Annotated in this window: 14 protein-coding genes and 1 pseudogene; 2 read left to right on the top strand and 13 right to left on the bottom strand. The window is 66.5% G+C overall.

The features are described from left to right. Window positions 1-62: 62 nt before the first annotated feature. The gene (locus tag RI03_RS24675; protein ID WP_238542374.1) at window positions 63-1292 is read right to left on the bottom strand and encodes a TonB-dependent receptor; all 1230 of its coding nucleotides are present in this window, start codon (window positions 1290-1292) and stop codon (window positions 63-65) included. Window positions 1293-1580: 288 nt separating this feature from the next. Here RI03_RS24675 and RI03_RS14365 point away from each other — a divergent pair, with 288 nt between their 5' ends. Further along, the gene (locus RI03_RS14365) at window positions 1581-2474 is read left to right on the top strand and encodes a glycosyltransferase family 2 protein (protein WP_010218110.1); all 894 of its coding nucleotides are present in this window, start codon (window positions 1581-1583) and stop codon (window positions 2472-2474) included. A 3-nt stretch (window positions 2475-2477) separates the two neighbouring features. Here the strand turns inward: RI03_RS14365 and RI03_RS14360 are convergent, their stop codons facing one another. The 7 genes and pseudogenes from RI03_RS14360 to RI03_RS14330 all read right to left on the bottom strand — a co-directional run bounded on the left by RI03_RS14360 (window position 2478) and on the right by RI03_RS14330 (window position 12689). Further along, a complete protein-coding gene (locus RI03_RS14360; RefSeq protein ID WP_010218108.1) occupies window positions 2478-3587 on the bottom strand; it encodes a glycosyltransferase family 4 protein in 1110 nt (369 codons plus the stop codon). A 412-nt stretch (window positions 3588-3999) separates the two neighbouring features. Beyond that, entirely contained in the window at window positions 4000-5199 is a 1200-nt protein-coding gene (locus RI03_RS14355) for a glycosyltransferase (protein WP_010218106.1), read from the bottom strand. Between the two features lie 134 nt (window positions 5200-5333). Further along, window positions 5334-6736: pseudogene (locus RI03_RS14350) on the bottom strand (efflux transporter outer membrane subunit). 8 nt (window positions 6737-6744) lie between these two features. Continuing rightward, window positions 6745-9948, bottom strand: a complete 3204-nt coding sequence (locus RI03_RS14345; protein WP_010218102.1) for an efflux RND transporter permease subunit — start codon at window positions 9946-9948, stop codon at window positions 6745-6747. Window positions 9949-10077: 129 nt separating this feature from the next. Then, window positions 10078-11337, bottom strand: coding sequence for an efflux RND transporter periplasmic adaptor subunit (locus tag RI03_RS14340; RefSeq protein ID WP_010218100.1), 1260 nt, complete (start codon window positions 11335-11337; stop codon window positions 10078-10080). Further along, window positions 11334-11741, bottom strand: a complete 408-nt coding sequence (locus RI03_RS14335; protein ID WP_010218099.1) for a hypothetical protein — start codon at window positions 11739-11741, stop codon at window positions 11334-11336. The genes RI03_RS14340 and RI03_RS14335 overlap by 4 nt, the downstream gene beginning before the upstream one ends. 333 nt (window positions 11742-12074) lie before the next feature. Continuing rightward, window positions 12075-12689 (bottom strand): TetR/AcrR family transcriptional regulator, encoded by a 615-nt coding sequence (locus tag RI03_RS14330; protein WP_010218098.1) that lies wholly within the window; start codon window positions 12687-12689, stop codon window positions 12075-12077. A 108-nt stretch (window positions 12690-12797) separates the two neighbouring features. On the opposite strand from RI03_RS14330, the gene RI03_RS14325 reads away from it, so the two are divergent. Next, window positions 12798-14024 (top strand): alpha/beta hydrolase, encoded by a 1227-nt coding sequence (locus RI03_RS14325; protein ID WP_238542373.1) that lies wholly within the window; start codon window positions 12798-12800, stop codon window positions 14022-14024. A gap of 138 nt (window positions 14025-14162) precedes the next feature. On the opposite strand, the gene RI03_RS14320 is transcribed toward RI03_RS14325, so the two are convergent. The 5 genes from RI03_RS14320 to RI03_RS25370 form a co-directional block, all read right to left on the bottom strand. Then, on the bottom strand, window positions 14163-16496 hold the full coding sequence (locus tag RI03_RS14320) for a xanthine dehydrogenase family protein molybdopterin-binding subunit (RefSeq protein WP_010218096.1): 2334 nt from the start codon (window positions 16494-16496) through the stop codon (window positions 14163-14165). Beyond that, window positions 16493-17479 (bottom strand): FAD binding domain-containing protein, encoded by a 987-nt coding sequence (locus RI03_RS14315; RefSeq protein ID WP_010218095.1) that lies wholly within the window; start codon window positions 17477-17479, stop codon window positions 16493-16495. The genes RI03_RS14320 and RI03_RS14315 overlap by 4 nt, the downstream gene beginning before the upstream one ends. Further along, the gene (locus RI03_RS14310) at window positions 17476-17982 is read right to left on the bottom strand and encodes a 2Fe-2S iron-sulfur cluster-binding protein (RefSeq protein WP_010160627.1); all 507 of its coding nucleotides are present in this window, start codon (window positions 17980-17982) and stop codon (window positions 17476-17478) included. The genes RI03_RS14315 and RI03_RS14310 overlap by 4 nt, the downstream gene beginning before the upstream one ends. 173 nt (window positions 17983-18155) lie before the next feature. Then, on the bottom strand, window positions 18156-19964 hold the full coding sequence (bamA, locus tag RI03_RS14305; protein ID WP_443208559.1) for an outer membrane protein assembly factor BamA: 1809 nt from the start codon (window positions 19962-19964) through the stop codon (window positions 18156-18158). Continuing rightward, entirely contained in the window at window positions 19961-20746 is a 786-nt protein-coding gene (locus tag RI03_RS25370; RefSeq protein WP_443208558.1) for a POTRA domain-containing protein, read from the bottom strand. Before RI03_RS25370 ends, bamA begins: the two co-directional genes overlap by 4 nt. Window positions 20747-20897 lie beyond the last annotated feature (151 nt).

Genomic DNA, 20897 nt, shown 5'->3' with positions numbered 1-20897 from the left:
CGGGATGTTGCCCGAGCGCAATTTGTTGACGCCGTACGCGCCCGATACGGTCAGCCACTTGGTCAGCGTGCCGGTATAGCGCCCGACGTAATTGACCCCGCCTGCGCGCGCATCGGTGCCGCCGGTCTGCGCGCCGTACGTGTTGGTGGTGCGGTTGTAATCATAGCTGCGCGTGTGCGTGTCGTTGGTCGTGTCGAAATAGGTGAATTCGAAATGATGCGCGCCGGTGATGTAGCCGTCGAGCTTGCCGCCCCAGAACGGGCTGGTGTTGGTGACCCCGGTGGCATTGTCCTGGTTGGACGCAGGCGTCTTCGAGCGGATGTCGCGGAGGTTGTAGAGACCGTAGAAGAACAGGTGATCCTTGAGGATCGGCCCGCTTGCCTGGAACACCAGTTCCTGCCGGCTCGCGGTCGCGTGGCGATAGTCGGTGTTGTAGGTCGATGGCGAGGATCCGCGCAGGTCGCCCGGTTCCCATGTGCCGGTGACGCTCGCGTATAGGTGTTCGAGCCCGACTTGGTGGTGGCGACGACATAGCCGCCGGTCGCGCGGCCGAATTCGGCGGGGGCGCCGCCGGTCTTAACCTCGACGGTCTGGTAGAAATCGAACGGGACTTCGGTCGGCTGCTGGCCGGAGACGAAATCGGTAACGTTGAGGCCGTTGATGTAGAAGGCGTTCTCGGTAAAGGACGCGCCCGAGACGGACACTTGGTTGGCAAAGCCGCCGTTCGCGCCGGACGCGCCCTGGACGGTGCCCGGGGTCAGCAGCATCACGTCGCGCAGCGTGCGGCCGACGGGGACGCGGGTCTGGAGCGAGGCGATGTCGATCACCGCGCCGGTCGTCGTGTCCTGGAAATCGGCAACGCGCTGACGGCGGCCGGTGACGACGATATCGTTGCTGGCTTCAGCCGATGCCGCGACGGCGGGGGCAAGCTTGAAGCTGTTCGCGCCGCCGGTGCCGCGCGTCAGCGCGACCGCCTTCTCGGTATAGGGTGCGAAGCCGGGCGCGGTGACGGTGAAGTCGTAATTGCCCGGCGCGAGCTGCGCGATCGTATAGGCACCCGATTCGTTGGTGGTGGCCGAGCGGCTGATCCCGCGATCCGACGCGGTGATGCTAACCTCGGCGTTGGCGATCGGCGCGCCTGCGTCCGATGTCACGCGACCCGAAGCGGCGATATTGGTATAGTCCTGCGCCGACGCGGGCGCAGCCGAAAGGGTGGCGACCGGAAGCGACGTTCCGAGCAAGAGCAGCGCGCGCACGACGACGGCACGCGAAAAGCGCGTTGAGCAAGTCACTGATGAATCCCCCTGTGATCGATAGAGTCGGTGCCGACTGGCCCCCGCTCCCCGCGGTCCCTCTACCCAGGCCTTGTGGATTTTTTGTGACTATTTGGAAACAAAGCCACAATACTGGAAAACCGCAGTTCCCGACGTCGTGTCGTGCCGTCTCCAGGTCGATCCACGAAAAGCGGGTCGTGACAGCGTACAGTAATAGGCCAGATTGCGTGGGGCATCGTTCCGCCCGGCGCTAGCGCGACCTATCATCCGGTCGTATGAAGTCGCAACCGGGGGGTTGAGCGATACATGCCGTTCTCTACGTCACTATCGATTGCGGTCATCATCGCCAGTACGGGACGCCCCCGTGAACTTGCGCAGTGGAAGCAGCAACTTCTGGCCCAGACATGCCAACCGGATGCGGTCTATCTGATCGTTGCGAGTCAGGACGATCTTCCGGCGCCGGACGCGCTTCCCGATGACGCGCGCGTCCTTATCAGTCCGAAGGGTCTGACCGTCCAGCGCAATTACGGGATCGACTGGACGATCGACCAGTTCGATATCATCGCCTTCTTCGACGACGACTATATCGCGTCTTGCCGGGCGATCGAGAACATCCGGGCGCTCTTCCAGGACAATGCCGATTTGATCGCGGCTTCCGGGCATCTGATCCTGGACGGGATCGGTGGCCGGGGGCATGACTATGCGACCGCCCTGGCAGCGGTGTCGGCCTATGATGCGGCCACGCCGCCCCCGATCTGGATCCGGGCGCACGATTCCGGCGTCTATGGGTGCAACATGGCGTATCGCTCAAGCGCAATCGGGGATCTCCGCTTTGACGAGCGGCTCCCGCTGTACGGATGGCTCGAGGACGTGGATTTCGGATCGCGGTTGCTCGGCCGGGGAATGGTGGCTTTCACGAACGCGTTCGCGGGGGTGCATCAGGGGGTTAAGAGCGGGCGGACGAGTGGGGTGCGGCTGGGCTATTCGCAGATTGCCAATCCGATCTACCTCTACCGAAAGGGCACGCTGCGGCTGCGCACGGCGTTACGGTGCATGACGAACAATGTCGGGATGAACGTCCTGCGCGCCTTGTATCCCGAGCCGTGGGTCGATCGTGCAGGGCGATTGCGCGGCAACGTAAAGGCGTTCCTGGATCTGATTCGCGGCACGCTCGATCCCGGCAGGATCCTCGACATATGATCTTCAGGCGGGGGTAATCGACCGGGCGGCGGCGTCGAACACTTCCTCATACTGGCGCGCGGCGCGTTCCCAGGAGAAGCGCTTCGCGTTACGATAGCCGCGGCTGCGCAATGTGGTGCGCAAGGTGGCGCTGGAAACCACGCGACCCAGGCACCGGGTCAGCCCGGCAAGGTCGTCCGGCTTGAACGACAATCCCCCGATCCCGCCGGTTTCCGCAGTGCCGGGGCTGTCGGCGAAGAGGATGGGGCAGCCGTAGCGTTGCGCCTCGACCAGCGGGAGGCAAAATCCTTCGTAATAGGATGGGACGACGAGGCAAAGCGCCGTCTCGTACAAGGCGGCGAGGGCCGGGTCGCCGATCCCGCGGTGCCGGATCAACCGCGCGGACATGCCCCCTTCGGCCATCGCACCGGACAGCAGCCCCTGGGGATCGTTTCCGACATGGACCAGCATCAGGTCGGGATCGGTCTGGGCAATCCTGCAGAACGCTTTGGCCAGGCTGCCAAGGTTTTTGTTGGGGGCGGCATTTGCCACCGTCAGGACAAAGCGCTTGCCCTTCAGCGCGGCGAGCCAGCGCTCATCCGCTTCCGCGTCCATCGTGGAATCCGACAGGATGACGCGCACCCTGGATGCAACGGCGGGAAAGAAGCGTCGAACATCGTCGGCCGTCGATTCCGATATCGCGATGATAAACTTGCTACGCGAAAGGACCAGATGATGCAGCGCCCACGCCTTTGCGGCGACGGGTCTGGAATAGAGGCCGGGAATCCCGGCGAAGTAGAGGTCGTGAACGATGGTCACCCGGCTACCTCCACCCATGAAGAGGCCGAGGGGATCGACGTTGACGACGACGTCGAATTTGCTGCGCGGGAAGAAGATCGGCGCCGCAAGCGAACTCAGCGCCATGTCCGCTGCGTGCGACGACGGCGTGGCGATCCGAATCAGTCGTCCGCTTTCGGCGAGCGACGCGGGAAGGTGATGCCGTTCGAATCGCGTTCGCAACGTATAGGTCGCGTGTCCGTTGGCGACGAGACGCCGCAGCAACTCGTGGCCGAAACGTCCGACGCCGGTCGGCTGGCCTGGGCTCTGGCTCGGCATGTTGAACAATATCTTCACGGGAACGACCGAATCTGGCGACGATGGAGAACGGGAGGCGATGGCGCGGTACGAAACGGTCGGCGTGCCATCGGGCTCGCCGCGGACTTGGTGGGTGAATCACAAGACGTGTACATCCGGCATGAAAGGCCTTGGGACCTCGGGGGACTCTCAAGAGAGATCTTAACCAAAGGTAGGGGGGGTTCTACAATATATGTGCCTGACTGACTCTTTGTATGATAGTAATACAATATACTCTGGGAAAATTACAATAATACAGGGGCAATCCCAGCCAAGAGGGAGTTCGATAGATGTTGAAGTTAGGCTAGTCCTATCCAATGAACGTTGCGCGGTGCGGGTGCCGATTATGGCTTCTTGCGGATGACGGTGCTGGCGCGCAGACTTATTCTCGTGCGTTTCCTTGATGATGCTGTCACCCGGCAGCATGGCCCGCCATAATCGGGTGCGCGCTGGTCCACGGTGCCAGTGCTACATCCACCCGTCGCTGGACGGAGGCCAGCGCATAGTCGCGCCTGGCATGCGCCCGCCCGCGCGCGGCCATGTCCGCCCGAAGCGCCGGGTCGCGCATCACGGATCCGATCGCTTCGGCCAGGGCCTGCGGGTCGCCGGGCGCGATCAGCAGTCCGGCGCCGCTGCCTGCGATGATCTCGCTCGCGCCACCCCCGTGCGTCGCGATGACGGGAACGCCTGCCATCATCCCTTCGACGATCACACGACCAAAGGGTTCGGGTTCGGTCGAACAGTGCAGGACGACGTCCATCGCGCTCATCAGGCGTGCGATATCCTGCCTGAAGCCACAGAAATGGACACGGTCCGCAATCCCGAGGCGGGCAGCAAGGTCGCGCAGCGTGGCGTCCTGCGCTTCTTCCCCAAACAACGGTCCGCCGACAACGAGCAGATGCGCCTCTGCGCTTTTCGCTAGCGCGGTGATCGCGACCGCCTGTCCCTTCCACCCGCAAATCCGGCCGAACACCCCGTAAACGGGCGCTGCACTAAGCCCGAATTCGGCCGCGACCGAGGCGCGCGCGTCCTGCCGCGATACGTGCTCGAACGGTGCCGGATCGATGCCGTTGGGGATGACGGTGACGGGACAACGCCCGCCGACCGCGCGATAGGCGGCGGCGGTCGCTTCGGAATTGGCGATCACGAGCTGCGCGGCGCGGTTGGTCAAGGCGATCACGACGCGGCGGTTGGCGGCGCTGAAATCCGGCGCGGTCATGATATCGTGGAGGTGCCACACCATCGGTCGCCGCGCGACCAGTGCGGCGAGCGCGGTCAGCACCGCGGCTTTTTGCGAATTGGCGTAGGTGATCTTCGCCGAGCGCATCCGTCGCGCGATCGCGACTGCCGTGGTGGCGATCGTCCCGGCCGTGCGCAGGCCACGCAGCATGCCGGTCGTCCGCGCCAGCGCCACCACCCGGGCGGCACCGCCGAGGATCGAGACGTTTACGCCAGACTGCCGCAACTCCTTGAGGAATGGACCATCCGTAAAGAGCAGAACCGAACAACTGTTCCCGAGATGACGCGCATGATCAAGCAGCGAGAGTTCCGCGCCCCCCATCTGGGCGGCATGATTGACGAACAGGACGTCAACCCCCGGTAGGTCTTTCATGGAGGCAGGCGAAGAATGCATTCGGCAACTGACCCGTGTGCATGCCGCCCCCATGAGGACGGAGATAAAGGTGCCAGAGGCCTATAGCATGATTTGCTGGAACTGCGCGGATCGATTGCGCACGCCATCCGGCATCAGCTGTGCTGCGTTTGCCAGCCACCCCCCAGCGCGCGGAACAGGTCGACCTGTGCCCCTGCGATCCGCGCATCCGCCGCCGCGAGTTCGGCATCGCTGTCCGCAAAGGTGCGCTCGGCGTCGAGCACTTCGAGGAAGTCGATCGTCCCCTCGCGCTGGCGCGCGCGGGTGATGCGTGCGGCGGTCGCGGCATTGTCGCGTGCGGACTGGAGCTGCGTGCGGCGGTCGAGTTCGCGCGCGTAGGTCGACAGCGCGGTCTCGGTTTCCTCGAGCGCGGTCAGCACGCTGCCGTCGAAGGTCGCGAGCGCGCCGCGCGTCTCGGCCTGCGCGCTCGCGATCCGCGCACGCGCGGCGGACTGGTTGAGCGTCCAGTTGAGCAGCGGACCGACCAGCCAGCGTACCGGGCCGCCGGTGAAGATGTCGCCGACGGTCAGCGCGGTCGACCCGATCGACCCGCCGAGCGAGATCTGCGGATAGAGCTGCGAGGTCTGCACGCCGATCCGCGCGGTGGCGGCGGCGAGGCGGCGTACGGCGGCGCGAATGTCGGGACGACGCGCGAGCAGCGCCGCGCCGTCGCCGACCGGGATCGGTTGGTCGAGCCGCGGGGTGGTGGTGCGTGCGCCAGCGGCGGCGGGAAGATCCTGCGGCGTGCGGCCCGTAAGCGTGGCGAGGCGGAACAGCGCGGCTTGCCGTTCGGCTTCGATCTGCGGAACGAGTGCTGCGCGCTGATCGCGGAGCGCGGCGATGCGGACCTGGTCGAGCCTGGTCGCGCGGCCTGCGTCGACTCGTTTGCCGGTGAGCGTGGTGGACTTGTCGAGCAGGTCGACGATGCGGCGCGCAACGCCGAGCCGTTCGGCGGAGGAGGCGGCATCGACATAGGCGCGAGTCGTCGCCGCGACGATCGAGACGCGGACCGCATCCGCATCCGCCTGCGCCGCGCCGACGTCGCCGCGCGCGGCTTCGACGTTGCGACGGACGCGTCCCGACAGGTCGACTTCGTAGCTGACGTTGAGGCCGACATCGTACGTGGCGCGCTCGCGGTCGAGGCGGGGAGGTTCTGCAATTGCGAGCTGCGCGCGTAATTGCCGCTGGCGCCCGCGTTGATCTGCGGCTCGCGGTCGGTCTTGGCGCCGCGCAGCGAGGCGCGGGCGGTGTCGAGCCGCGCGACCGCGACGCGCAGGTCCGTGTTCGCCGCGAGCGCATCCGCGACGAGACCGTCGAGGACCGGGTCGCGGTACAGCCGCCACCAGTTCTGGTCGGCGGGGGATGTCACCGTCGCGGCGCTGGTCGAGACGAACGGCGCGGCGGCCTTGGGTGGGGCCGGGGGGGCGACATAGTTGGGGCCAGCAGCGCAGGCGGAAAGTGAGAGCGCGGAGAGGCCGGTGAGCAGGAGGGTTTTCATGAGCGGTCCTATTCGGCTGGCTGCAGCGCGTGCGGCGCGACGGGGCCATATGGTGCGGCGGCTACCGGGGCCGGGCGGCGGCGTTCGAACCGCTGCGCCAGCGCCCGCGCGACGACGTAGAAGGTGGGGGTGAACAGCAACCCGAAGCCGGTCACGCCGATCATCCCGAAGAACACCGCTGTCCCGAGCGCCTGACGGAGTTCCGCACCCGCGCCCTCGGCGATCACCAATGGCACCGCGCCGAGGATGAACGCGAAGCTCGTCATCAGGATCGGGCGCAGACGGTCGGTCGCGGCGCGCACCGCGGCCTCGATCGGCGTGAGTCCATCCACGTCCTCCGCTTGCTTGGCAAACTCGACCACGAGGATCGCGTTCTTGGCAGCGAGCGCGATCAGCACGACGAGGCCGATCTGGGTGAGGACGTTATTGTCCATGCCGCGCAGGTTCACCCCGGTCATCGCCGCCAGCAGACACATCGGCACGATCAGGATGATCGCGAGCGGCAGCGTCAGGCTCTCATATTGCGCGGCGAGCACGAGGAAGACGAACACAACCGCCATGCCGAAAACGAGCGCAGCCGTGCTCCCCGCCGACTTCTGCTGATAGGCGATGCCAGTCCATTCATGCGCATAGCCCGTGGGCAAGGCGGTATCGGCGAGCTTCTCCATCGCGACCAGCGACTGGCCCGAGGACGAGCCCTTGGCAGTGTCGCCATCCACCTCGACCGCGGGGAACAGGTTGTAGCGCACGACGCGATACGGCCCGGTCTTGTCGCGGAAGGTCGAGACCGACCCGATCGGGACCATCTGCCCGGTGTTCGAGCGCGTCTTGAGGTTGGCGATATCGGCGGTGGTGTTGCGGAACGGCGCATCGGCCTGCGCGGTGACGCGGTAGGTGCGGCCCAGCAGGTTGAAGTCGTTGACGAACGCCGAGCCGAGATAGACCTGCAACGCCTCGAACACGCGTTCCGGGGGCACGCCCAGCATGTTCGCCTTGGTGCGATCGACGTCCGCGAAGATACGCGGGGTGGCGGTGTCGAAGAACGTGTAGACCTGCGCCAGCCCCTTGGTCTGGTTGGCCTTGCCGATCAGGTCATAGGCGGTCTTGCCCATCTCCTGATAGCCATGCCCCTGCTGGTCCTGCACCATCAGCCGATAGCCACCTGCGGAGCCGATCCCCTGGATCAGCGGTGGGGGGACGATCAGCAAGCGCGCCTCGTTGATGTCGGCGGTCGCCTTTTGCGCTTCGGACATGATCCCCGCGAAGGTGACGCCGAGCTTCCTGCGTTCCTCGAAGCTCTTGAGCGGGATGTAGGCGGCGGCGCTGTTGGGGGCGAGCGTCTGCGACGGGCCGTCGAAGCCCGCGAGCATCACCGCGCCCTTGACGCCTGCGAGCGGGAGGATGCGCTTGGCGACCTTCTGCATCACCGCATCGGTGCGCTCGACCGAGGAGCCGGGCGGGAGCTGGATCACGGTCAGGAAGTAGCCCTGATCCTGCGCGGGGACGAACCCTGCGGGCGTCACCGTGAAGACGAAGGCAGTGAGCGCGATCAGGCCACCATAGACGAGCATCATCTTGCGGGGTGCGCTGACGAGGCGGAAGGTGAGGCGACCATAGGCCGTGCTCATCCGCTCGAACCCGCGGTTGAAGGCGTCGCCCGCACGCCGGACGAGCCGGGTCAGGCGACCGCCCGAATGCGCATCGGTATGCGGCTTGAGCAGCATCGCCGCGAGTGCTGGCGACAAGGTGAGTGAGAGCAGCAGCGAGATGATCGTCGCGGTCGAGATCGTCACCGCGAACTGGCGATAGAACGCGCCCGACAATCCGGTGAGGAACACGGTCGGGATGAACACCGCGCACAACACCAGCACGATCGCGACGAGCGCGCCCGACACTTCGTCCATCGACTTGCGCGCCGCATCGAGCGGGGAGAGGCCGTGCTCGAGGTTGCGTTCGACATTCTCGACCACGACGATCGCGTCATCGACGACGATCCCGATCGCGAGCACCAGCCCGAACAGCGACAGGTTGTTGAGCGAATACCCCACCGCCGCGAGCACCGCGAAGGTGCCGATCAGCGAGACCGGGATCGCGACGATCGGGATGATCGCGGCGCGCCATTTCTGTAGGAAGACGAGGATGACGAGCACGACCAGCACCATCGCCTCGATCAGCGTGTGCTTCACCGCGTCGATCGACTGGGCGATGAACTCGGTCGGGTTGTAGATGACCTTGTAGGCGAGCCCCTTGGGGAACTTCTTCGACATCGTCTCCATCTCGGCGGACACCGCCTGTGCGGCGGCGAGCGCGTTCGAGCCGGGGCGCTGGAAGACCGCGGCGATGACGGTGGGCTTGCCACTGAGATAGGTGTTCGCGCCATAATCCTGCGCGCCGAGCTCGACGCGGGCGACGTCCGAGACCTTGACCTGGCGGCCGTCGGTGTCAGTGCGGATCACCACGTCGGCGAACTGCTTGGGGTCGGTCAGGCGGCCCTGCGTCTCGACGTTGAGCTGGAACGCGTTCCCCGTCGCATAAGGCGGCTGGCCGAGCGTGCCCGCGGCGACCTGAACGTTCTGCGCGCGCAAAGCCGCGACGATCTCGCCGGCGGTGAGATCAAGCGCGGCGGCGCGGCCGGGGTCGATCCACACGCGCATCGAATAATCACGTGCGCCGAACAGTTGCACGTCGCCGACGCCGTCGATGCGGCTGAGGCGATCGCGCACCTGCGTCAGTGCGTAATTGGAGATGTAGCCGCGATCCAGCGAGCCGTCGGGCGACACGAGGTTGACGACCATCAGGAAGTCCGGGCTGGTCTTGCGCGTCACCACGCCGAGCCGCTGGACGTCCTCGGGCAGGCGCGGGACCGCGACCGCAACGCGGTTCTGCACCAGCACCTGGGCTGCATCGAGGTTGGTGCCGATCTTGAAGGTGACCGTGATCGTCACCTTGCCGTCGCCGGTCGATTGCGACGACTGGTACAGCATGTTGTCGACGCCGTTGATTTCCTGCTCGATCGGCGCGGCGACCGTCTCCGCGACCGTCTCGGCCGAGGCGCCGGGATAAGTCGCGCTGACCGTCACGGTCGGCGGCACGATGTCAGGATATTGCGACACCGGCAGGCTGAAATAGGCGATCAGCCCGACGATGGTGATGACCACCGCGATGACCCCGGCGAAAATCGGCCGGGTGATGAAGAAGCGCGAGAAGCGCATGGATTTTGTCCTTGGACGGCGCCCACGACCCGGCCTTCCCGGCGGAGGCCGGGGCCCAGGTGTGGAACGGCAGTTTTTAGAGCGGAGAGCGCATCGCTACTGGGACCCGGCCTTCGCCGGGGAAGCGCATTACTTGGAGAGCGTCGCTTCGCCTGCGATCGGCTGCGCCATCGGAGCGGATGCATCCGCCGACACCGCGATCTTGCCGAGCGTCGGCGTCACCTTGGCCCCCGGCATCGCCATCTGCGTGCCCTTGATGATGATCCGATCCTGCGGGCCAACGCCCGAGCGGATTACCCGCATCCCGTCGACTACCGCACCGAGCACCACCGGCTTGGCGGTCACGACGTTGTCGGGCCCGACCGTCAGCAACACCTTGCGCGCTTGGTCGGTCTGCACCGCATCGTCGGGGACGAGCAACGCGGGCCTGGTCCCGGCGCTGGCGAGCCGCATGTTGCCAAACATCCCCGGCGTCAGGAACAGCCCCGGATTGGGCAGCACCGCGCGCCCGCGGATCGTTCCCGAATGCGTGTCGAGGCCGTTGTCGGTGAAGTCGAGCTTGCCCTTCCAGCGATGCGCGGTCTCGTCCTGCAACTGGATCTCGACCGCGGGGGCGGCGGCCCCCGGCTGGCGCGCGCGCTGGGTCTTGAGGAACAGCGCCTCGGACCCGTCGAAGGTGAAGTAGATCGGGTCGAGCGCGTTGATCGTGGTGAGCACGGTGCCGCCGGTACCTTCGCCGCCCGCGACCTGATTGCCCGCATCGACCTTGCGGTCCGAGATGCGCCCGCCGATCGGCGCACGGATCTGCGTGAACGACACGTCGAGCGCGCGCGCGCGGACGCGCGCCTGCGCGGCGGCGAGCCCGGCCTGCGCGGCTTGCAACTTGCCGCGGAGCGCGTCGACTTCGCCTGCCGATACCGCATCGTCCTTGATCAGCCGAGTCGCGCGACCGAGATCGGTGCGCGCGAGCACCAGTGCGCTTTGCGCGCTCGCTTCATTGGCGCGCGCTTCCGCGAGCGCGGCGGCGAAGGGGCGCGAGTCGATCGTGAACAGCAACTGGCCCGGGCGGACCACGTCGCCGTCGTGGAAATGCACGCCCGTCACTTCGCCCGCGACACGCGGGCGCACCTCGACCGACCGGCTCGGCGCGAAGCGGCCGACATAATCGTCCCACTCGCTGACCTGGCGGACCAGCGGTGCGGCGACCGTCACCGCGGCGGGGGGCGGCGCGGCGGCGACCGCGTCGGAATGGTCGATCAGCTTGACGCCGACGACCCCGGCGATCGCGATCGGCACGAGGATGAGCCCGCGCTTCTGCCAGCGCGTCCAGCCCGCGCGGGCGCGTGGCGCGGCGTGCTGCGTGGTGTCGATCGGGGCTTGCATGTTCATGCGGGGACTCTCCGACTGGTCTGGCCGACGCGCATCCCGGTGACGCTGGTAACGAGCGTCTCCATCTGCGCCTCGGAGAAGCCGTTTTCGTGGAAGTTGCTGATCTCGGTTACCGGCAGCGCGAAGCCGCGATGGCGCGCATAGACCGCTGCGCGGCGCAGCGCCTCGAGCTTGGGGTCCGCGAGCCGCGATGCGGTGCCCCGCCCGAACAGGCGACCAAGCGCGCGGGACATGCGGCCCGGCGTCCGCAGGCTGCCCAGGCTATCGCGCTGGGACAGGGCGATGACGCTCCATTCGAGTGCGGAGAAGCTGGTGGGTAAGGGGCTGGCCGTCTGGGCGCTGGCGAGCTGGGTACGGCTGCAGACGGGTGCGGCGAACGGGTTGCTGATGTCGTAATAGGCCATGGAAATTCCCCCTTTGGGTCTTTGCCGATGAAGCGGACGAGTGAAGGCTGTCGCGGACGAGCAATCGTCAGCGGGGCGCCGTTTTGATGGACGTGCGATCTATCCGGCGGACACGCGCTGCGTGCCGCCATGCGGATCGGAGATCAGGAGAAGCACGCGGATTTCGCCGCGTGTGGGTCAGGTGGTTGTCTGGATCATGGGCGGAAACCCTTCGTGCGACGCCGGGTCCGCATCGGAACCGACTTCAATACCAGTCGGTATATAAAGCGGGCATCCAGCGCGTCAACTGCATTCTATACCGTATCGAATATTTATCGCCAGTGGTCCGGCACTTTATTTGGTGGGCCACACGAGCATGCTGGTTGCGACCAGTTCGCTGAGCTCGGCACAGGTCGCGCCCGATCCGCCCTGCAGCGCGATCCCCTGCAGGATCGCGTACAGGAACCGCATCAGCGCCGACGGGGTCATCCCCTCGGGGAGTTCGCCCGCGGCCTGTGCCTGCTCAAATCGGCGGATCAGCGCCGCTTCGGACGAAGCGCGGCGCTTGACGACCTCGGCCTTGATCGGCTCGGCTTCCGCGCCGCACGTGGCCGCGCTGATGACGCCGAGGCATCCCTTGGGATCGCAGGTGCTCATCTGCATCTGGAGCGCGCCCGTCAGCAACCGTTCCGCGACTCCCCGCGCGGTCGGCGCCTCGAGCGCCGAGGTCATGTACGCGAGCTTCTCACGCTCGTAGAGATCGAGCGCCTTGTGGAACAGCGCCTCCTTGTTGCCGAACGCGGCATACAGGCTTGGCTTGGTGATCCCCATCGCGCCGGTCAGCTCGGCCATCGACGCGGCTTCATAGCCATTGCGCCAGAACACCAGCAGGGCCTTGCCGAGCGCTTCGTCGACATCGAACTCGCGGGGCCGGCCTTTCGGGGCGGGGAGGGAACACACGCTATTCATACCGAGCGGTATATAGGCATTCCCGACCAAACGTCCAGCCGAGCCGCGGTACGGTTGCAGCCGGGGCACGGACCGCACATAGTCGGGCATAAACAGGGGGGATAGCACATGCGGATCACACGGAGCCGGGCTTTTGGGGGCGTGATGCTCTCTACCATGATGGCATGTGGTACGCCGCTCGCCGCGCAAACCCCGCCGTCAGCGGTCGTCCCGGCGAAGGTTGCAGCAAGTTGTTTGCCGCAGAGCTTCTACGCGCAGGTCCAGTACCAATCGGTCGAAGTGCTCGCGGATGGCCGCGTGACCTTCCGCCTGTGCGCCCCCGAAGCGCGCGAGGTTCGCGTGACCAGTTCCGATCTCCCCGGCATCGTGCCGGCGGGCAACCCGCCGGGCAGCCCGGTCGGGCTCGCGATGGCGAAGGACGCCTCCGGCCTGTGGAGCGTCACCACCGAAAGCGTGGTCGCGCCCGACACCTATCGCTTCAATTTCCGCGTCGATGGCGCGCGCGTCCCCGACCCGCGCGGGACGCATTTCTCGGAAGAGCGCACCGGGACCAACAGCGTGTTCGAGGTGCCGGGCGCGGCAGGTGCGTTCCAGACTTTCCGGCGGGATGTGCCGCACGGCGAGGTCGCGACGATCCATTACTGGTCGAAAGCGATCAACGCTGAGCGCCGCGCGCATGTCTACACCCCGCCGGGGTATGAAAAGGGGCGTGGCAGCTATCCGGTGCTGTACCTCGTCCACGGCGCGGGCGACAGCGACGACAGCTGGACCTCGGTCGGCCATGCCAATTTCATCCTCGACAACCTCATCGCGAGCGGGCGCGCCAGGCCGATGATCGTCGTGATGCCGTTCGGCCATACGCCCGATCGCCCGCAGCCGAACCTGCTCGTCAACACCGACTTCGGCAACGACCTGATCGGCGACCTGATCCCGCTGGTCGATTCGACCTACCGGACGATCGCTAAACCCGACTCGCGCGCGATGGCAGGGCTGTCGATGGGCGGTGCGCACACGATCCGCTTCGGGCTGACGCATCCCGAGCTGTTCCACTGGACCGGGATCTTCAGCATGGGGCTCGGGGTCAATGGCGACCTGCAGCAGGTGAAGGATTACGAGACCGCCAACGCCGCTGCGCTCGACCGCGACGCGCGCGCGATGCGGCTGGTCTATTACGCGATCGGCAAGGACGATTTCCTCTACAACACGTCCGCGCCGACGCGTGCGTTGCTCGCGAAGCATAAGGTGAAGGTGACGTATAACGAGAGCACCGGCGGGCATACGTGGATCAACTGGCGGCGCTATCTCGAGGATTTCGCGCCGAAACTGTTTCGGTGAGGTGGGGCTGTTCGGGTAGGCCGGGTTAAAACACACCCTTCCACCGTTCGTTTCGAGCGAAGTCGAGAAACCTGGCACAGCGCAGGTTTCTCGACTTCGCTCGAAACGAACGGTGGGTCGGGGGACCGCACGGCCCCCCTACAGCAGCTTGTCGAGCGTGATCGGCAAGTCGCGCACCCGCCGCCCGGTCGCATTGAAGATCGCGTTTGCGACCGCCGCGCCGACGCCGGTGATCCCGATCTCGCCGATCCCGTGCGCGCCCATCGGGGTGTGCGGGTCGGCGATGTCGGTCCAGATCACGTCGATCTCGGGAACGTCGAGGTGCACCGGCACGTGATATTCGGCGAGGCTCGGGTTCATGATCCGCCCGTTGCGTTCGTCGAACTGCGTCTCCTCCATCAGCGCGAGGCCGAGCCCCATGATGATCCCGCCGCGGAACTGGCTGCGCGCGGTCTTGGGGTTGAGGATCCGCCCGGTGTCGAAAGAGCCGAGGAAGCGGCTGACTCGCGTCTCGCCGGTCACCGCGTTGACGCGGACTTCGCAGAACATCGCGCCGTGCGAATGCATCGACCAGTGCATCAGCTCGAGCGGCTGCGACCCCTGTTCCATGACCGTCACCGAGTCGCGCTGCGCGCGTTCGAGGATCGAGACGTAGCTCTCGCGCTTCGTGGCATCGTCGAGCCGCGCGAGGCCGCCGTCCTCGCTCCCGATCTGGTCGGCGGAAAGCCCGGCCAGCGGCGAGTCGTTCCCCGCGAGCTTGAGCAGCTCGGCGACGAGCGCGTTGTGCGCGGCGATCACCGCCGCACCGATCGCGGCGGTCTGCTGCGATCCGCCTGCGAGAATCGCGCCGGGGATGATCGAATCGCCGTAGCGCACCTCGACCTTGTCCATCGGTAGACCGAGCCGTTCGGCGGCGACCATCGCGGTGGTGGTCGACGTGCCCATCCCCATCTCGTGCGCCGCGACCTCGACCAGCGCGGTCCCGTCGCGGTTGATCGTGATCCGCGCGGCACCGCCGGGCATCCGGTAATAGGGATAGGTCGCGGTCGCGCAGCCCATGCCGACGAGCCATTCGCCGTCTCGGTGCGACCGGGGGACCGGGTTGCGCTTGGCCCAGCCGAACCGTTCTGAGCCCGCATGCCATGCCTCGACGATGTGGCGCGAGGAGAAGGGCAGGCCCGAGGTCGGGTCCTGCTCGGGCTCGTTGCGCAGCCGCAGGTCGATCGGATCGATCCCGAGCTCGACCGCCAACTCGTCGATCGCGGATTCGAGCGCGAACGTGCCGACCGCCTCGCCCGGTGCGCGCATGAACGTGTTGGCGAGCATGTTCATCGTCACCGTCTCGACCGACAGCTTGAAGCTGTCCGCCGCATAGGCGCCGCGCGTTCCCGCGATGAACGGTTCGGGCATGTTGTTGTGCGGCGTCATTGCGACCGTGCCGGTGTGGATCAGCGCGGTCAAATGCCCGTCGGCATTCGCGCCGAGCGCGACGCGTTGCTCGGTCAGCGTGCGGCCGCCGACGATGCGGTACACGCCCTCGCGCGACAGCGCGATCCGCACCGGGCGCTGCGCGAGCTTGGCTGCGGCGGCACCAAGGATCTGATGATCCCACAGGCATTTGCCGCCGAACCCGCCCCCGACATAGGGCGAGGTGACACGGACCTGCTCGGGCTCGAGATCGAACACGTCCGCGATCGTCGCGGCCGCGGCTGTGACGAGCTGGCTCGCGTCGTGGATGACGAGCGTGCCGTCGACCCAGGCGACCGTGGTCGCATGCGGTTCGATCGCATTGTGGCTGTGCCGCGGGGTGCGATAGATCTGGTCGACCCGGTGCGTCGCCGCCGCGAGCGTCGCCTCGGCGTCGCCGATCTCGGTCAGCAGCGGTTGCCCCATGAACAGGCCCGGCTGCGCGCCTTCGGCCTTGGCGCCTTCGAACGTGGTGGTCGACGGCTCGGGCGCGTAGGTCGTCTCGATCAGCGAGGCGGCATGATCCGCCTGTTCCTGCGTCTCGGCGAGCACCACCGCGATCGGCTGGCCGTTCCAGTGGATCCGGTCGTCCTGCAGGATCGGCAGGTCGCTCGGCCCCGCCGCCGTTGAGGAGGAGCCGAACACCGCGGGCTTGTTCATCCGCGGCGCGTTCAGATGCGTCATCACCAGCACGACCCCGGTCGCCGCCTCGGCCGAAGCGGTGGTGATCGACGTGATCCGCCCGCGCGGGATCGTCGCGAACACGAGGGCGGCATAGACCATGTCGTCGAGCGCGAACTCGGCGGCGAAACGCGCGCTGCCCTGCACCTTGAACGCACCATCGAGCCGCGACACTTCGCTGCCGATCAACCCGTGCTGCTGCCGGATCAGCGGATCGGGGACGCCGCCCGGGATCCAGCTATCGGGGGCGAGCGGGACGAGCTTGCTCATCACGCCCTGGACCGCGCTCTGGACCGCGGTCTTGGCATCCTCGACGATGGTCATGCTGCTGCTCCGGCAAGGTCGCCGAGAACGGCGATGAGGGTTCGCGTGAGGAGATCGGGCTTGAAGGCGTTGTCGCGCAGCGGTTTCGCATCCGCCAGTTCGGCGAGCGCGGCATCGCGGAACGCCGCTTCGGTCGCGGGGCCGCCGCGCAGCACGGCTTCCGCCTTGAGCGCGCGCCAGGGCTTGTGCGCGACCCCGCCGAACGCGATCCGCACGTCGCGGATCTGCCCGTCCGCAACGTCGAGCGCGGCGGCGATCGAGACGAGCGCGAACGCATAGCTCGAACGGTCGCGCACCTTGCGATAGCTCGACCGCGTGGCGAATGGCAGCGCGGGAAGTTCGATCGCGGTGATCAGTTCGCCCGCCTCGAGCACCGTGTCGAATTCGGGATGGTCGCCCGGCAGCCGGTGAAGATCGGTGAACGGCAGCGTCCGCGCGCCGCCTGCGCCGTCGACATGGACGGTCGCATCGAGCGCGGCGAGCGCGACGCACATGTCCGACGGATGCGTCGCGACGCAAGCAGAGGAGGCGCCGACGATCGCGTGGATCCGGTTGAACCCCTCCGCCGCGTCGCACCCGGATCCCGGTGCGCGCTTGTTGCAGCGCGACCCGGCGGTGTCGTAGAAATAGGTGCAGCGCGTCCGTTGCAGCACATTGCCGCCGACCGTCGCCATGTTGCGGATCTGCGGCGACGCCCCGGCGAGGATCGCGCGCGCAAGCACGGGGTAGCGTGACCGCACCGCGCGATGCTCGGCAAGCGCCGTGTTGCGAACCGCCGCGCCGATCATCAGCCCGCCGCCTTCGGTCTCGACGATGTCGGCCAGAAGCCCGGTGACATCGATCAGCGTCGTCGGTTTGGCGATCGTCTCGCGCATCAGGTCGACGATGTTGGTGCCGCCGCCGAGATAGGCGGTCGCATCCCCCGCGCCGAGCCGGAGCGCGTCGGCGGCGTCGGTCGCGCGCGCGAAGCTGAAGGGGGTCATGCCGCCATCTCCGCGTCGATCGTTTCGCGGATCGCGTCGATGATCCCGTTATGCGCACCGCAGCGGCACAGATTGCCGCTCATCCGCTCCTGCAATTCTTCGCGGGTCAGAACCACGTCGCCGTCGAGGTCGGCCGAAACGTTGCTCGGCACGCCGCGCTTTGCCTCCGCCGCCATGCCGATCGCCGAGCAGATCTGCCCGGGCGTGCAATAGCCGCACTGGAACCCGTCATGGACGATGAACGCCTGTTGCAGCGGGTGGAGCGCACCGTCCGCGCCGATCCCCTCGATCGTGGTGACGCTGCGCCCGTCATATTGCACGGCGAGCGCGAGGCACGACAGGATCCGCTCGCCATCGACCAGCACGGTGCACGCGCCGCACGCGCCCTGGTTGCAGCCCTTCTTGGTGCCCGACAACTGAAGCCCTTCGCGCAGCAGATCGAGCAGCGAGACGCGCGGATCATCCGGGATCGCGACGCTGGTGCCATTGACGGTTATCGACATTGCGACCCTCCCACTCAGACGTGCTGGCGGTTCGACCGCACGGACGGGGTCTTTAGTAGGACTTGCCGGGAGCGGTTGCCATGCCCGGCGGGGCGAATGCGATGAAAAGCCGCCCGGGTACGACAGCCGGTCATCCGTCGTCGCACAAGCGGGTTCGCGCCCGGGCCCTGTCTTCAGAACTGCCCGCCCACGTTGAACGTCACCAGCTTGGTATCGTCGCCCTTCTGCTTGAGCAGCGCCTTCGCCAGATCGATCCGGAGCGGCCCGAACGGCGAGTTCCAGTTGACCCCGATCCCGATCGAGACGCGCGGCTTCGGGCTGTTGCCCGAATAGGTCTCGCGGTAATTGCTCAGGGCGTAGGTGTAAGGCGTGCCGGTGTTGGTGGTGGTGCTGTTACCGGAGGAGTCCAGATACAACGGCGCGCCGCTGCTGCTGGTATATTGCCGCGTCGTCGTGGTGCACGCGACCGCCGCGACGATCGCGGCGGCGCAACTGTCCGCGAGCGTCGGGGTCTTGCCGCCGAACACCGCGCCGATATCGGCATAGATCGACGGCCGCAGCCCGAGTTCGCGCATCCCCGCGCCGAGCGGCAGCTCCATCTCCAGCCGCCCGCGATAATAAGTGTCGCCGCCGAGCGCCTCGGACGTGTTGTTGCTCGCCGCGGTCAGCGTCGCGGGGATCGTCGAGACGTCGTAATAACTCCGCGTCACGCGCGGCCCGACGCCGCGAATGTCGAACCCGCGCATCTGCGGGTCGCCGAGGAAGAAGCGGTCGGTCAGCCGGACATCCTGCCCGATCCCCTGGATATGCCCGCCCTCGGCCTGCGCGTTGAGCACGAAGCCCGAGCCGAGGCCCCAATATTTGGACGCGATGACGGTCGAGCGGAGATAATGCGTGTCGCCGCCCAGCCCCGCGAAATCCTGGCTGATCGACAGGCGTGACCCTTTGGTCGGGTTGAGCCGGCTGTTGAGCGAATCGAAGATGATCGAATAGCCGACCGACGAGGTCCACCGGTTGCCGACCGCGTCGCACAGATAGGATCCCGCAAGCGCCGTGTCGCAGGCGCCGTTGGTGTAATAGGTCGCCGCATCGAGCGAGACCTGGTCGTAGCTGAGGCCATAGCGCGTCGAGGCGGTCCAATATTCGCTCAGCGGCAAGGCCGCGCGGATCTGGAAACCCGTTGAAAGCTGCGTGTAGGTCGTCGTGTTGGTGTCGCCGACGGTATTGTATGAGCGATAGTCGCGCCGGAAGATGTCGCCGCCGAGCGCGACGTTGGTGTCGAACAGATAGGGCTCAGTGAACCCCAGCTCGACCGACTTGGAATAGGTCGAATAGCTCACGCTCGCGCGCAGTTCCTGCCCCTTGCCGCGAAAATTGCGCTGCTTGATCGACGCTTGGATGATGAACTTCTCGAGGCTCGAATAGCCCGCCGACAGCGACAGCTCGCCGGTCGATTTCTCCTGCACGTCGGCGGTCAGCACGACGCGGTCGGGGGCGGACCCTTGCGTCTGCTTGATCTCGAACTTGTCCTGGAAATACCCCAACGAGTTGATCCGGTCCTGCGAGCGCTTGACCTGGAAGCTGCTGAACGCGTCCCCCTCCGCCAGCCGGATCTCGCGGCGGATGATCTTGTCCTGCGTCTGCGTATTGCCGTTGACGTCGATCCGCTCGATGTAGGTCCGCTTGGCCTCGGCGACGTGGAAGTTGATCCCCATCGTCAGCGTGTCCTTGTCACGCTGGAAATCGGGGCTGACGTCGACGAAGGCGTAGCCGAACGCGCCCGCCGCCTGGCTGAGCGAGTCCACCGCGGTCTCGACCTGCTTGGCGTTGTACCAGCTGCCCTTGGTGATCCCGAGGCTGGCGGCGAGCTTCTTGTTGTCGAAGTCGCGAATATCGCTGTCGACCGTCACGTCGCCGAATTTGTAGCGTTTTCCCTCCTCGACCACGTAAGTGATGATGAAGTCCCTCTTGTCCGGGGTCAGCTCGGCGACCGCGGAGATGACCTTGAAGTCGGATAGCCCTCGGTCAGGTAGAATTGCCGCAGCTTCTGCTGGTCATAGGCGAGGCGATCCTGGTCGTAGCTGGTGTTCGAGCTCAACAGCGTCTTGAGCCGTGCTTCCTTGGTGGCCATCTGCTCGCGCAGTTTCCCTTCCGAAAACACCGTGTTGCCGAGGATGTTGATCTGGCGGACCTTGGACTTCGGGCCTTCCGACACCTCGAAGATCACGTCGACGCGGTTCTGGTCGAGGTTGACCATCTTCGGCTCGACCACCGCGGCAAAACGCCCCTGGCGACGATACAGCTCGATGATCCGCGCGACATCCTGGCGGACCGCGGTGCGCGTGAAGATCTGGCGCGGCGCGAGCTTCACCTCCTTCTTGATCTTGTCCTCCTTCAGCCGCTTGTTCCCCTCGAACAGGATGCGGTTGATGATCGGGTTCTCGCGGACGCGCAGCACGATGGCGCCGGTCTCGGCTCCCGCGATCGACACGTCGGCGAACAGGTCGCTCGCGTAGAGATCCTTGATCGCCTGATCGAGCGTCTCGTGGGTGAAGGGCTGGCCCGTGCGCAGCCTGGTATAGGACAGCACCGTCTCGGGCTCGACGCGTTGCGCACCCTCGACGCGGATCGACGTGATCGGGCGGGGCGCGGCCGGTGTCGGGGCTGCGGGCTGCTGCTGCGAAAGGGGCTTTGGGGGAACCGCCGTACCGGACACGGCAGCGGACGCGAAAACGATCGGGCCAACGCCCAGAACCAGGAACATCACTGCATCTCCAACCAGCCGTCGGGCTAGGGAGGCGATGTGTCCGGCGGATTTTCGCGTGTGACACCCGCGCCACGCGATGCGTCGCGGGCGCTATGCGACGTCACGCCGCGCAACGCGCGCCGCGGCGCGCGCGGCTTCTGTGTCGTCG

Origin of the sequence: Sphingomonas sp. PAMC 26621 (assembly GCF_000251145.1) — a bacterium.
GTDB lineage: Bacteria > Pseudomonadota > Alphaproteobacteria > Sphingomonadales > Sphingomonadaceae > Sphingomonas.
Note: the sequence above shows the minus strand (reverse complement) of the source record. Positions and strands in the feature narration are given on the sequence as shown.

Bases quoted from the DNA above. Each gene is read 5' to 3' on its own strand.
- RI03_RS14365 (WP_010218110.1), top strand. From the start codon at position 1,581: ATGCCGTTCTCTACGTCACTATCGATTGCGGTCATCATCGCCAGTACG.
- RI03_RS14355 (WP_010218106.1), bottom strand. From the start codon at position 5,199: ATGAAAGACCTACCGGGGGTTGACGTCCTGTTCGTCAATCATGCCGCC.
- RI03_RS14345 (WP_010218102.1), bottom strand. From the start codon at position 9,948: ATGCGCTTCTCGCGCTTCTTCATCACCCGGCCGATTTTCGCCGGGGTC.
- RI03_RS14340 (WP_010218100.1), bottom strand. From the start codon at position 11,337: ATGAACATGCAAGCCCCGATCGACACCACGCAGCACGCCGCGCCACGC.
- RI03_RS14335 (WP_010218099.1), bottom strand. From the start codon at position 11,741: ATGGCCTATTACGACATCAGCAACCCGTTCGCCGCACCCGTCTGCAGC.
- RI03_RS14330 (WP_010218098.1), bottom strand. From the start codon at position 12,689: ATGAATAGCGTGTGTTCCCTCCCCGCCCCGAAAGGCCGGCCCCGCGAG.
- RI03_RS14325 (WP_238542373.1), top strand. From the start codon at position 12,798: ATGCGGATCACACGGAGCCGGGCTTTTGGGGGCGTGATGCTCTCTACC.
- RI03_RS14320 (WP_010218096.1), bottom strand. From the start codon at position 16,496: ATGACCATCGTCGAGGATGCCAAGACCGCGGTCCAGAGCGCGGTCCAG.
- RI03_RS14315 (WP_010218095.1), bottom strand. From the start codon at position 17,479: ATGACCCCCTTCAGCTTCGCGCGCGCGACCGACGCCGCCGACGCGCTC.
- RI03_RS14310 (WP_010160627.1), bottom strand. From the start codon at position 17,982: ATGTCGATAACCGTCAATGGCACCAGCGTCGCGATCCCGGATGATCCG.
- RI03_RS25370 (WP_443208558.1), bottom strand. From the start codon at position 20,746: ATGTTCCTGGTTCTGGGCGTTGGCCCGATCGTTTTCGCGTCCGCTGCC.